This is a genomic window from Kitasatospora sp. NRRL B-11411 (genome assembly GCF_000721345.1).
Taxonomy (GTDB): Bacteria; Actinomycetota; Actinomycetes; order Streptomycetales; family Streptomycetaceae; genus Kitasatospora; species Kitasatospora cineracea.
Window position 1 is genome coordinate 1 of record NZ_JOGH01000065.1, and the last position, 14,010, is coordinate 14,010.

Annotated in this window: 5 protein-coding genes; all 5 read left to right on the plus strand. The window is 75.8% G+C overall.

The features are described from left to right. The first annotated feature begins 288 nt into the window (after positions 1 to 288). The 5 genes from IH44_RS0125020 (at position 289) to IH44_RS0125040 (ending at position 13,993) form a co-directional block, all read left to right on the plus strand. The gene (locus tag IH44_RS0125020) at positions 289 to 4,371 is read left to right on the plus strand and encodes a SpoIIE family protein phosphatase (protein ID WP_081967098.1); all 4,083 of its coding nucleotides are present in this window, start codon (positions 289 to 291) and stop codon (positions 4,369 to 4,371) included. 194 nt (positions 4,372 to 4,565) lie between these two features. Beyond that, entirely contained in the window at positions 4,566 to 8,645 is a 4,080-nt protein-coding gene (locus IH44_RS0125025; RefSeq protein ID WP_030461966.1) for a HAMP domain-containing protein, read from the plus strand. Positions 8,646 to 8,709: 64 nt separating this feature from the next. Beyond that, positions 8,710 to 11,172, plus strand: coding sequence for a SpoIIE family protein phosphatase (locus IH44_RS0125030; protein ID WP_051817286.1), 2,463 nt, complete (start codon positions 8,710 to 8,712; stop codon positions 11,170 to 11,172). A 318-nt stretch (positions 11,173 to 11,490) separates the two neighbouring features. Continuing rightward, positions 11,491 to 12,210: a CBM20 domain-containing protein gene (locus tag IH44_RS0125035; RefSeq protein ID WP_030461968.1), complete on the plus strand. Its 720-nt coding sequence runs from the start codon at positions 11,491 to 11,493 to the stop codon at positions 12,208 to 12,210. Between the two features lie 178 nt (positions 12,211 to 12,388). Continuing rightward, the gene (locus tag IH44_RS0125040; protein WP_035956307.1) at positions 12,389 to 13,993 is read left to right on the plus strand and encodes an NAD(P)/FAD-dependent oxidoreductase; all 1,605 of its coding nucleotides are present in this window, start codon (positions 12,389 to 12,391) and stop codon (positions 13,991 to 13,993) included. Positions 13,994 to 14,010: the final 17 nt, after the last annotated feature.

Below are 14,010 nucleotides of genomic sequence, written 5' to 3' on the forward strand. Positions count from 1 at the left end.
GAGATCGAACCACGCGGTCCCATCGAGACCGAAGCAGCCCGCCGCCTTGCCGACGACCTCAACGATCAGTAGCCAGCCAATTACCCCACACTTTCTCAGGCGCAGCACCGTCGCCTCGGGCGGTCCCGGGGTGTGGTCGGTCATGGCAGCCATGCTAGGCCCTCCCCCTCCCGGGCCCCGGCGGGCGGGCGGCGGCCGAGGAGGGCGCGGGCCGGCCGGCGCGGGGCGGCGGGATTGTCCGGGCGCGGAGCGGGCAGCCGGAGGGGCACCGGGTGCGTGCCCGGCACAATGCAGGTGGTGGCACCGCGGTCGGCGGCGCCCGGAGGGAGGGACCCGGTGGGGCGGGAGCGGGCTCGGGGGGTGTTCGGCGCCGATCCGGTGGTGGGCGCCGACCTGGCGCGGGTGGACTGGTCGGCCACGCCGCTGGGCGACCCGGCGGGCTGGCCGCAGAGCCTGCGCTCGGCGGTGGACCTGGTGCTGTCCTCGCGGTTCGCCATGTGGATGGCGTGGGGGCCGGAGCTGACGTTCTTCTGCAACGGCGCGTACCGGCGCGACACGCTCGGCGACAAGTACCCGTGGGCGCTGGGCCGCCCGTTCCGGGAGGTGTGGGCGGAGGTCTGGGACGACGCCAGGCCCCGGATCGAGCACGTGCTGACCGAGGGCGAGGCGACCTGGGACGAGGCGCTGCCGCTGCGGCTGCGGCGTTCCGGCTATCCCGAGGAGAGCTACCACACCTTCTCCTACAGCCCGTTGCGCGACGAGGCCGACGCGGTGGTCGGCGTGCTGTGCGTGGTCAGCGAGGACACCCAGCGGGTGGTCGCGGAGCGCCGGATGGCGACGCTGCGCGACCTGGGCTCCGACCCGGGGGCGGTGCGCGCCGAGGGCGAGTTCCTCGCGTTCAGCGCCGAGCAGCTCGCCCGCAACCCGTACGACCTGCCCTTCACCCTGACGTACCTGTTCGACGAGCGGGGCGGCGCCCGCCTGGCCGCCTCCTCGGGCGTACCGGCGGGCCACCCGGCCGCGCCCGCCCGGATCGGGCCCGGCGAGCCGGGCCCGTGGCCGGTGGGGGCGGTCCGCCGGGACGGGGCGGTGTCGGTGCCGCTGACCGGCGACCGGTTCGCCGACCTGCCGCGCGGGGCGTGGGAGGAGCCGCCCCGGCAGGCCCGGCTGGTGCCGTTGAACGGCCCGGGTTCCGACGGGCCGGTCGGTGTCCTGGTCGTCGGCCTCAACCGGTACCGCCCGCACGACGACGCCCACCTCGGCTTCGTCGACCTGGTCGCGGGCCGGTTGGCGGCGGGGGTCTCCAGCGCCCGCGGCCACGAGGCGCAGCAGCGGCGCGCGGAGCAGCTGGCCGAGCTGGACCGGGCGAAGACCGTGTTCTTCTCCAACATCAGCCACGAGTTCCGCACCCCCCTGACGCTGATCTCCGGTCCGGTGGAGGGGCTGCGGCAGCGGCTGGCGGACGCCGGGCCGGACGTCCGGGAGGACCTGGAGACGGTCCACCGCAACGCGCTGCGGCTGGGGCGCCTGGTCGACACGCTGCTGGACTTCTCCCGGATCGAGGCGGGCCGGATGCGGGCCCGCCCGGAGCCGGTCGACCTGGCGCGGGTCACCGCCGAGCTGGCCGCCCTGTTCCGTTCGGCGGCGCAGCGCGCCGGGCTCGTGCTGGAGGTGGACTGCGCGCCGCTGAGCGCCCCGGTGCCGGTGGATCCGGAGCTGTGGGAGAAGGTGGTCTTCAACCTGCTGGGCAACGCCCTGAAGTTCACCTTCGAGGGGACGGTGCGGGTGCGGGTGCGCGAGCGGGACGGGTGGGCCCTGGTCACCGTCGAGGACACCGGGGTGGGCGTTCCGGCCGCGGAGCTGCCGCGGCTGTTCGACCGCTTCCACCGGGTCGAGGACGGCCGGGCGCGCTCGCACGAGGGCAGCGGGATCGGCCTGGCCCTGGTCAAGGAGCTGGTCGACCTGCACGGCGGGACGATCACCGCCGCCTCCGAGCCGGGCCGCGGCACCGCGTTCACCGTCGGCCTGCCCCTGGCGGCCGGCCCGTCCGCGGAGGGCCGCGCCGCCCCGGACGCCCCGGGGGGCGCCGACCGCGCGGACGCCGAGCCGTTCGTCCAGGAGGCCCTGCGCTGGGAGCACCGCCCCACCGGGGGCCCCGACGACGGGCCCGCGGAGCCCCGGCCGGCCGCCGGGGCGGAGGGCGGCACCGGCAGTGCGGCCGCGCACGTCCTGGTGGTCGACGACAACGCCGACATGCGCGACTACCTCACCCGTGTCCTGCGCGGCGCGGGCCACCGGGTCACCGCGGTCGGCGACGGCGACCGGGCGCTGGCCGCCGTCCGCGCCGAGGCCCCCGAGCTGGTGATCAGCGACGTGATGATGCCCGGCACGGACGGCCTGCGGCTCGTCGCGGCGCTGCGCGCCGACCCGCGCACCGCCGCGCTGCCGGTGCTGCTGCTGTCGGCCCGGGCCGGGCGGGAGGACGCGGTGGACGGCTTCGAGTCGGGGGCCGACGACTACCTGGTCAAGCCCTTCGCCGCGGTCGACCTGCTGGCCCGGGTGCGGGCCGCGCTGCGGTCGGCGCGGCTGCGCGAGCAGCACGCCCGCTGGCAGGACGCGCTGGTCGACTCGCTCCAGGACGCCTTCTTCGTCTGCGACGAGGACGGCGCCGTCACCCGGGTGAACGCGGCGTTCGCCGACCTGCTCGGGTACGGCCCCGAGGGGCTGCCCTACCTGCCGCCGCACCCGTGGTGGGCGGATCCGGGCACCGATCCGGACGCCCGCCGGCAGGCCGCCGACGCGCTCGCCCACGCGGGCGCGCACGACCGCGGCAGCGCCACCGTCCCCGCCGTCCACCGCGACGGCCACCGGGTCTGGGCGCACTCGACCTTCAACCGCGTCCCGGACCCGGCGACCGGGCGCACCGTCACCGTCGGCACCATCCGGGACGTCACCGCCGAGCACTACGCCGTGCAGCGCGAGAGCGCCCTGGCCTCGCTCGCCGACTGCCTGGCCCGGGTCACCAGCGCCGAGGAGGCGCTCGCCTGCGCCCTGGACGAGCTGCGCGGCCTGTGGCGCGCCCGCCGGGTGGTGGCGGTCCGCTTCGACCGGGCCGGGGCCCCGGCCCGGCTGACCGCCGCCGGGCCCGGGCCGGACTGGCCCGAGCTGCCGGCGGAGCGGCGGGCGGCGCTGACCGCGCTGGCCGCCGGGCCCGCCCTCACTCCGGTGGCCGGGCCCGCCGGGACGGGCATCCGGCTGGAACAGCCGGACGGTCCGCTGGTCCTGGCGGTGGAGCTGGACGAGCCGCGTCCCTTCACCCGGGAGGACGAGCTGCTGCTCTCCCTGCTGGGCGGGCGGCTCGCCCAGGGGCTGGCCCGGGCCCGGCGGATCGACCAGCAGCGCGAGACGGCCATCGCCCTGCAGCGGGCCATCCTGGGCCCGGACCGGCTGCCGGAGGGTTTCGCCGCCCGCTACGAGCCGGCCACCCCGCCCCTGGAGGTCGGCGGCGACTGGTACGACACCGTGCCGCTGCCGGACGGCCGCACCGGCATCGTCGTCGGCGACTGCGTCGGGCGCGGGCTGGCCGCGGCCAGCGTGATGGGGCAGCTGCGCAGCGCCTGCCGGGCGCTGCTGCTGCAGGACCCCGACCCGGCCCGCACCCTCGCCGCGCTGGACGCGTTCGCCGCCGGCGTTCCCGGCGCGGTCTGCACCACCGTCTTCTGCGGCGTCCTCGACCCGGTGACGGGCGAGCTGCGCCACTCCAGCGCCGGGCACCCGCCCGGCGTGCTGGCGCTGGCCGACGGCTCCACCGTCCTGCTCGACGGGGGCCGCGCCCTGCCGCTGGCCGTCCGTCCGGGCCTGCCCCGGCCGGAGGCCGTCACCGTCCTGCCCGGCCGCTCCACGCTGCTGCTGTACACGGACGGGCTGGTGGAGCGGCGGCGCGACGGCCTGGCGGAGGGCATCGCGCGGGCGGGCCGGGCGCTCGTCGCGGGCTCCGGCCTGCCGACGGCCGAGCTGGCCGGGCACGTGACGGGCCTGCTGCGCCCGGCCGACGGCTACGAGGACGACGTCGCCGTCCTGCTGTACCGGCAGCCCGCCGTCCTGGTGCGGTCCTTCCCGGCCCGGCCGGCGGAGGTGCCGGCCGCCGCGGCGGCCCTGCGGGCCTGGCTGGTGGAGTGCGGCGTCCCGGCCGGGGCGGTCGGGGAGGTGGCGGCCGCCGGGGTCGCGGCCCTGACCGGGGCCCTGACCGGAGCCGGCCGGGGCGGCACCGTGCGGCTGACCGCCCGGGCCGGCGCCGACCGGCTGCGCGTCGCCGTCGTGCCGGCCGGGGGCGGCCCGGAGGTGGTGGTCCAGACCGCGCTCCCCGGCTGAGGGCCGGGCGGGGCGTGGTCGGCGGCTACTGTTCGAAACCCCTCCGACCTGCGGGTTTTCTGCCGTTGGGCGGGCTGGGGTAGCCTCGCCCGGGGTCCCGGGACTGGCGGCTGCGAAAGCCGTTCCCGGTGTCCCGAGCGCTTGATCGGTTGCCCGGTCGGACGGCCGGGTGTGGCAGGAGGCGGAGCTTCTCGATGGCTGGCTCGACAACCCCGCAGGACTCCCGGCCGGGTGCGGCGGCCGACCGGTCGGAGATCGGCGAGGCCGAACTCCGGCTGCTGCTGGCGGGTCTGACCGCGGTGCGCGACGGCGACTTCAGCACCAAGCTGGCCGGTGACGCGGACGGGCTGCTGGGCGAGATCGCCACCGTCTTCAACGGCATGGTGGACCAGCTGTCGCGGTTCACCTCCGAGGTGACCCGGGTGGCCCGCGAGGTCGGCACCGAGGGGCAGTTGGGCGGCCAGGCCGTCGTCCCCGGGGTGTCCGGCACCTGGGAGGACCTGACCGACTCGGTCAACGCGATGGCGGGCAACCTCACCACCCAGGTGCGCGACATCGCGCAGGTGGCGACCGCGGTGGCGAAGGGCGACCTGTCGCAGAAGATCACCGTGGACGCCCGGGGCGAGATCCTGGAGCTGAAGAACACCGTCAACACGATGGTCGACCAGCTCAGTTCGTTCGCCGGGGAGGTGACCCGGGTGGCCCGCGAGGTCGGCACCGAGGGCATCCTGGGCGGCCAGGCCGACGTGAAGGGCGTCTCGGGCACCTGGCGGGACCTGACCGACAGCGTCAACTCGATGGCGGGCAACCTGACCGGCCAGGTCCGCTCGATCGCGCAGGTGGCGACCGCGGTGGCCGAGGGCGACCTGTCGCAGAAGATCACCGTCGCCGCGCGCGGCGAGATCCTGGAGCTCAAGGACACCATCAACACGATGGTCGACCAGCTCAGTTCGTTCGCCGGGGAGGTCACCCGGGTGGCCCGCGAGGTCGGCACCGAGGGCCGGCTCGGCGGCCAGGCCGACGTCCGGGACGTCTCGGGCACCTGGCGCGACCTGACCGAGTCGGTGAACGTGATGGCCGACAACCTGACCGCGCAGGTCCGGGCGATCGCGCAGGTCACCACGGCCGTCGCCAAGGGCGACCTGACGCAGAAGATCCGGGTGGACGCCCGGGGCGAGATCCTGGAGTTGAAGGAGACCATCAACACGATGGTCGACCAGCTCTCGGCGTTCGCCGACGAGGTGACCCGGGTGGCCCGCGAGGTCGGCACGGCCGGCAACCTGGGCGGGCAGGCCACCGTCCGGGGCGTGTCGGGCACCTGGAAGGACCTGACCGACAACGTCAACGTGATGGCGTCCAACCTGACCGGCCAGGTCCGTTCGATCGCGCAGGTCGCCACCGCGGTGGCCCGCGGCGACCTCAGCCAGAAGATCACCGTCGAGGCGGAGGGCGAGGTCGCCGCGCTGGCCGGGGTGATCAACACCATGGTGGACACCCTGTCGGCGTTCGCCGACGAGGTGACCCGGGTGGCCCGCGAGGTCGGCACCGAGGGCATCCTCGGCGGCCAGGCCCGGGTGCCGAACGTCGCGGGCACCTGGAAGGACCTCACCGACAACGTCAACTTCATGGCGCACAACCTCACTTCGCAGGTCCGCAACATCGCGCAGGTCACCACCGCGGTCGCCAACGGCGACCTGACCCGCAAGATCGACGTCGACGCCCGGGGCGAGATCCTGGAGCTCAAGACCACCATCAACACCATGGTGGAGCAGCTCGGTTCGTTCGCCGCCGAGGTCACCCGGGTGGCCCGCGAGGTCGGCAGCGAGGGGCGCCTGGGCGGGCAGGCCGAGGTGGAGGGCGTCTCCGGCACCTGGAAGCGCCTGACCGAGAACGTCAACGAGCTGGCCGGGAACCTCACCCGGCAGGTCCGGGCGGTCGCCGAGGCGGTGATGGACGAGCTCACCCCGCTGGTGGGCGCCCAGGTCGGCGCGTTCTACCTGGCCGAGGAGGGCGAGCGCGGCACGGTGCTGCGGCTGATCGGCTCGTACGCGTACCCGGACGGCGAGCGCCCGGCCAGCTTCCGGCTCGGCGAGTCGTTCGTCGGCCAGGCCGCCCGCAGCCGGCGCACCATCGCCGTCGACGCCCTGCCGGCCGGCTACCTGGCGGCCGCCTCCGGCCTCGGCCGCACCGAGGAGCTGTCACTGCTGGTCGTCCCGATCGTGGTCGAGGACCAGGTGCTCGGCGTGATCGAGCTGGCCTCGGTCCGGCCGTACGCGGCCGTCCACCGGGCCTTCCTGGACCAGCTGATGGAGACCGTCGGCGTCAACCTCAACACGATCGTCGCCAACGCCCGCACCGACGAGCTGCTGGGCGAGTCGCAGCGGCTGACCGCCGAACTCCAGGCCCGCTCGCAGGAGTTGCAGGCCCGGCAGGAGGAACTCCAGGCGTCCAACGCGGAGTTGGAGGACAAGGCGGCCCTGCTGGCCGCGCAGAACCGGGACATCGAGACCAAGAACCTGGAGATCGAGCAGGCCCGGCAGGAGCTGGAGGAGCGCGCGCACCAGCTCTCGCTGGCCTCCACCTACAAGTCGGAGTTCCTGGCCAACATGAGCCACGAGCTGCGCACCCCGCTCAACAGCCTGCTGATCCTGGCCCAGCTGCTCGCCCAGAACCCCACCCGGAACCTGACGGCCAAGCAGGTCGAGTACGCGGGCATCATCCACTCGGCCGGCTCGGACCTGCTGCAGCTGATCAACGACATCCTCGACCTGTCGAAGGTCGAGGCGGGGAAGATGGACCTCACCCCCGAGCCGGTGGCGCTGCGCAGCCTGCTGGACTACGCCGAGGCCACCTTCGAGCCGCTGACCGGCCAGAAGGGCCTGGCCTTCACCGTGCGCACGGCCCCGGACGTGCCCGAGGAGCTCGTCACCGACGACTACCGGCTGCGCCAGGTGCTGCGGAACCTGCTCTCCAACGCGGTGAAGTTCACCGAGCGGGGCCGGGTCGACCTGCGGATCGGGCTCGCCCCGGAGGAGCAGGTCCCCGAGGGCGTGCGCCGCGGCGGCCCGGTGCTGGCCTTCCGGGTCTCCGACACCGGCATCGGCATCGCGCCGCAGCACCTGGAGACCGTCTTCGGCGCCTTCCAGCAGGCCGACGGCACCACCAGCCGCAAGTACGGCGGCACCGGCCTGGGCCTGTCGATCAGCCGGGAGATCGCCTACCTGCTGGGCGGTGCGATCACCGTCGAGAGCGTGCTGGGCACCGGCAGCACCTTCACGCTGTTCCTGCCGGTCTCCCGGCCGGAGTTCCTCGTGCCGGAGGCCGGGGCGCGGGCGGGGGCGGGGGCCGCTCCGGTCGCCGACCTCCCCCGGCAGGCCGCCGAGGAGGGCCCGGCGGCGCTCCAGCCGCGCCGCCTGCTGGTCGTGGAGGACCGCCGGGGCGGTCTGCTGTCGCTGGTCGCCGAGAACGCCACCGCCGGGACGGCCGCTCTCACCGGGGCGGCCGCTCTCACCGGGCCGGGGGCGGGCCGCCCGGTCGAGGTGGTCACCGCGGTCGGCGCGGCGGAGGCCGCGGCCGTGCTGGCGTCCGCGCTCCCGCACTGCGTGGTGCTGGACCTCGACCTGCCCGAGGGCGCCGCCACCGCGCTGCTGCGCGACATGGACCGCGACCCCGCGCTGCAGGGCGTGCCGGTGCTGGTGCACAGCAACCGCGGGGCGCCGGGCGACGCCGAGGCGCTCTCCCCGACCGGGAACCAGCCGCTGGAGGTGATCTCCAGCCTGGACGAGCTGCGCGAGCGGATCGCCCTGCACATGACCGCCGACCACCCCGGTGACGTCCCGCCGGTGCGCGGGGCCTTCCAGGAGGTGCTGCCGGAGGAGGCCGCCGGGGTGGACTCCGCGCTCAGCGGCCGCCTGGTGCTCGTCGTCGACGACGACGACCGCAACCTGTACGCGATCACGGGCATCCTGGAGCTGCACGGCATGCGGGTGCTGCAGGCCGAGAACGGCCGGGCGGCACTGGAGACGCTGGCCGCCAACCCCGGCATCGACGTGATCCTGATGGACGTGATGATGCCCGAGATGGACGGCTACACCGCCACCGCGGCGATCCGCGCCATGCCGCAGCACGCGGCGCTGCCGATCATCGCCGTGACCGCCAAGGCCATGGTCGGCGACCGGGAGAAGAGCCTCGGCTCCGGTGCCAGCGACTACATCACCAAGCCGGTCGACGCCAACGAGCTGGTCGACCGCATCAAGGCCCGGCTCGGCCGGTAGCCCGCGTCCCGCCCCGACCCGTCCGTCCGTCCGTCCGTCCAGCAGAACCGCAGGAGTCCACGCCGTGCACCAGTCCCGGGAGCCGCGCCCCGACCAGGGCCTGCCGACCACGCCGACCGGTTCCGGCCTGATCGGCGCCCAGCGGCCCGCCCCGCCGTCCCTGCCTGCGCCCGCCGGGGCGCCGGCAGGGCCGGCGGGGACGGCGGCGGTCGGCGGGGCGATCGGCCGGCTGGCCGACACCGTCGAGGAGCTGCGCCGCCAGCTCGACGACGCGCAGGCGCACGCCGCGGGGCGGTCGGTGGTGGAGATGGCCGTCGGCGTCCTGGTGGAGCGGCTGCGCTGCGGTCCCACCGAGGCCGCCAAGCAGCTGCACCTGCTGGCGGAGCAGGCCGGCTCCACCCCGCTGGAGCTGGCCGCGGGCCTGGTCAACCGGGCCGCCGCGGACAAGATCTCCGAGGCCGCCCGGGACTTCGTGGCGCGGGCGGCGAGCCCGGCGTCGACCGGGGTCGGGGTGCGGCTGCGCAACACCGAGGCGGACGCGCTGAGCGGCAGCGACGCGGCGGCGGCGGCCCGCGCGATGCTGGAGCACGCGCTGCGCCCGCTCGGCGCGGTGGCGGTGGCGATCTGGGCGGCCCGCCCGGACCTGTCGCTGGCGCTGGCGGGCAGTGCGGGCTTCGCCGACGCGGAGGCCCGGCGCTGGCGCCACGTGCCGCCGGGGGTGGTCACCGCGGCCCGCCGGGCCCTGGACGAACGGGCGCCGGTGACGTACCGCACCCTGGCGGACGCGGCCGTCCCGTCGATCGGCCGGCACGAGGCGGGCGGTGGCCGGGTCGCCGTCCCGGCGGGCGTCGGCGGGCGGCTGATCGGCGTGCTGGAGGTGTGCTGGCGCGACGAGCTGCCGGACTGGTCGCAGTCGCTGCACCGGCAGTTCGAGGCGCTGGCCGAGCTGTGCGCCGCCACCTTGGAGGACTGGGCGGGGGACGTCCCGGAGGACACCCCCGGGACCGGGCGGCTCGACGAGCTCGGCCGGCTGGTCGACGGGATCCTCGACCCGTGCATGATCCTGGAGCCCGCCGACGACGCCTTCCCGCCGCGGTTCGTGATCCGCCACGCCAACCCGGCGTTCGTGGACTTCGCCGGCCGCCCGACCGGCGCCGTCGTCGGCTCGCCGCTGCTGGAGGCGTACCCGCTGGCCGCGCAGGAGGGCAACCTGCTGGAGGCGGTGGAGGACGTCCACGCCACCGGGACGCCGTTCAAGGACCCGCGGATGCGGCTGACCGCCCTGGTCGACGGGGTGCCGCTGCGCACCGACGCGTACGTGTCGATCAGCCGGCACGGCCGCCACGTCACCGTGCTGTGGCGGCTGGCCGACAGCACCCCGAAGATCGCCCGGCTGCTGCACCACGCGCAGCGCCTGGGCCGGATCGGCGGCTTCGAGGAGGACCTGGCCACCCGCGAGGTGGTCTGGAACGACACCCTGTTCGAGCTGTACGGCCTGCCGCCGACCGACCGGCCGATCGCGCTGGAGCGGCTGGCCGACCACGCCCACCCGGACGACGTGGACGCCGTCGGCCGTTTCCTGCGCACCCTGCTGCACCACCGGCGCCCGGCGTCCACGGCCTTCCGGCTGCAGCGCGCGGACGGGGTGACCCGGCACATCCGGGTGGTGGCCGAGCCGGTCCACGACCGGCTGGACCGGCTCAGCGCGGTCCGCGGCGCCTACCAGGACGTCTCCGCGCAGCACTGGACCGAGGTCGCCCTCGCCGCCACCCGCGACCAGCTGGCGCAGACCGAGCAGCAGGCCGCCGAGCGGCACCGGCTGGTCCTGCAGTTGCAGCACGCCATCATGCCGCCCACCGTCGGCCCGCGGACGCTGAACAACCTCGACGTCGCCGTGCGCTACCGGCCCGCCGAGAAGGACCACCTGGTGGGCGGCGACTGGTACGACGCGCTGCCGCTGCCCTCCGGGCAGGTGCTGCTGTGCGTCGGCGACGTCGCCGGGCACGGCATCGAGGCGGCCACCGGGATGGTGGCGCTGCGCAACGCGCTGCGCGGCCTGGCCGCCACCGGGGCGGGCCCGGCCCAGCTGCTGGCCTGGCTCAACAGCGTGACGCACCACCTGACGGACCACGTCACCGCCACCGCGGTCTGCGGCCTGTACGACCCGGAGCGCCGCCGCCTGCGCTGGGCCCGGGCCGGGCACCTCCCGCCGGTGCTGCTGCGCGGCGGGGCGGCGGAGTGCCTGCCGCAGGTGGACGGCATCCTGCTGGGCGTGATCGACCGGGCCGACTACCAGGAGAGCGAGCTCGCGCTGGAGCCGGGCGACCGGATCGTGATGTACACCGACGGCCTGATCGAGCGCCGCGACCAGGGGCTGCACGCCTCCCTCGCCAACCTGGTCTCGCTCTCCGAGGCCGCGCCCCGCGAGGGCGCCACCGCGCTGGACGCCCACCTGGACCACCTGCTGCGCTTCAGCGGCGCCGACACCGACGACGACACCTGCCTGGTCGGCTTCGAGGTGCGGTAGGGCAGGCCGCCGCCCCCGGATGAAAAGTTTTTCGCCATCTTGCAGGGCTTCTTTCATGACGCCCGGATGTCCTCCGCCCCACGGCGCGGTGACGCCGCCGCGGCCGGGACCGGCCTCCGGCCCGGCGACCAGTGCAGACCGCCGATCGTTCACCTCTTGAAGGCAAAAGCCGGGACAGCCCCGCAAGATGACCTGAAATTGACAGCAAGAGCCGCTCGGAGGGCGATTTTCCGACCCGTTCCGTTTATTTCGTGTTGTGATCAAGCGGCGCTGACACCACGTCAGCGCCCGTACCGAGACGAAGAGACGGGAAGAGTCATGACCACCGCACCGCCCCGCACCGCAGCCGCCGGCTGGCGTCCGCTCCTGCTCGTGGCCGTCCTGCTGGCCTGCCTGCTCGGCGCCGTCGCGCCCGCGGGCGCCGCCACCGCCGAAGCGACCCTCTGGGTCACGGTCACCGCCCGGACCCAGCCCGGCGACACCGTCCTGATCAGCGGGAACACCGCCCAGCTGGGCAACTGGAACCCGGCCGCCGCCGTCCCGCTGCAGACCACCGCCCAGACGTACCCGACCTGGAAGGGCTACTTCCAGATCATTCAGGGCACCACTGCCGAGTACAAGTTCCTGATCCGCAGCAGCACCGGGGCCGTGACCTGGGAGAGCATCCCCAACCGCTCCGTGACCGACGCGCCCGGCACGATCAGCCCGATCGACGAGCGCTGGAACGTCAGCGACGGCGCCCCCGTGGCGGCGGCCTTCCACGCCACCGCCACCACCGCCTACGGGCAGAACCTGTACCTGGCCGGGGACCTCGCCGAACTCGGCGGCTGGGACCCGGCGAAGGCCGTCCCGCTGACCACCGGCAGCGGCAGCTACCCGGTGTGGAGCGCCGGCCTGCAGCTGCCGCCCAACACCCCGATCGCGTACAAGTACCTCCTCAAGAACCCCGACGGCAGCGTGGTCTGGGAGAGCGGCGACAACCGCACCGCGACCACCCCGCCCACCGGCACCTTCACCGCCGACGACACCTGGCGCTGACGGCCGGCGGCCGCAGGCCGGGACGACGCAGGGCCGCCGGGCGCCACGAGCGCCCGGCGGCCCTGCCGCGCGCGATCCGGTGGGCGATCCGTCGCGCGATCCGGTGTGCGATCCGGGCGGGTGGGGCAGGCGCGGGGCCGGTGAGTCCGCGGAACCCGAGGAACCCGAGGAGGCCGAGATGGCGGACGCGATCGTGATCGGGTCCGGCCCGAACGGGCTGGTCGCGGCCAACCTGCTGGCGGACGCAGGCTGGCACGTGGTCGTGCTGGAGGCCGCCGACGCCCCGGGCGGCGCGGTGCGCAGCGACCGGGGCGTGGACCCGGAGTTCGTCTCCGACCTGTTCAGTTCCTTCCACCCGCTGGCCGTCGCCTCCCCGGCGATCCGGGGGCTGGGGCTCGACCGGTTCGGGCTGCGCTGGAGCCACGCCCCGGCGGTGCTCGCCCACCCGCTCCCGGACGGCCACTGCGCGACCCTGCACCGCGACGGCGGGGCGCCGGACCCGGACCGGCTGGAGCGGATGTTCGGCGCGCACGACGCCGCGGCCTGGCAGCGCCTGGCCGACCGCTGGGACCGGCTGGATCCGCACCTGGTGAACGCCCTGCTCACCCGGTTCCCGCCGGTGCGGCCGGGCGCGGCGATCGCGGCCCGGCTGCGGCCGGCCGGCCTGCTCGACCTGGCGCGCTTCCTGGCCCTGCCGGTGCGGCGGCTGGCGGAGGAGGAGTTCGAGGGCGAGGGCCCGGGACTGCTGCTGGCCGGCTGCGCCCTGCACGCCGACCTGCTGCCCGAGGCCGCGGGCAGCGGCGCGTTCGGCTGGCTGATGGCGATGCTCGGCCGGCGGTACGGCTGGCCGGTGCCGGTGGGCGGGGCCTCCGCCCTGACCGCGGCGCTGGTGCGCCGGCTGGAGTCCGCGGGCGGGGAGGTGCACTGCGGGCAGCCGGTGCGGGAGGTGGTGGTCCGGAACGGGACGGCGCTGGGCGTGCGCACCGCGGACGGCCGCGGCCACCGCGCCGGGCGGGCCGTCCTCGCGGACACCGCCGCGACCGCCCTGTACGGCGGCCTGGTCGGCTGGGAGCACCTGCCCGGGTCGCTGCGCCGGGACATGCGCCGCTTCCAGTGGGACTTCGCCACCGTCAAGGTCGACTGGGCCCTGCGCGGTCCCGTCCCCTGGAGCGCGCCCGCGGCCGGCCGCGCCGGGACGGTGCACCTGGGCGCCGACCTGGACGAGCTCGGCGACTACGCCCACCAGGTCCTCACCGGGCGGCTGCCGGCCCGCCCGTTCGCCCTGTTCGGCCAGATGACCGTGGCCGATCCCACCCGGTCGCCCCGCGGCACCGAGTCGGCCTGGGCCTACACGCACGTGCCGCAGCGCGTCACCGCGGACCTCGGCCCCGACGGCATCACGGGGCGGTGGGACCGCCGGGAGGGCGAGGCGATGGCCGACCGGGTCGAGCGCCAGGTGGAGCGGTTCGCCCCGGGCTTCCGCGACCTGGTGGCCGCCCGCCGGATCCTCACCCCGCCGGTCCTGCACTCCCTGGACGAGAACCTGGTCGGCGGAGCCCTCAACGGCGGCACCGCGGCCCCGCACCAGCAGCTCTTCCTGCGGCCCGTCCCCGGCACCGCCGGTCCCCGCACCCCGGTGGCCCGGCTCTACCTCGCCTCCGCCTCCGCCCACCCCGGCGGCGGCGTCCACGGCGCGTGCGGCGCCAACGCCGCCCGGGCCGCCCTGAACGCCCACCGCCGCTCACCGGCCCGCTTCCTGCCGGCGGCCGGCCCGCACCGCTGAACCCCTCCCCCGCCCCG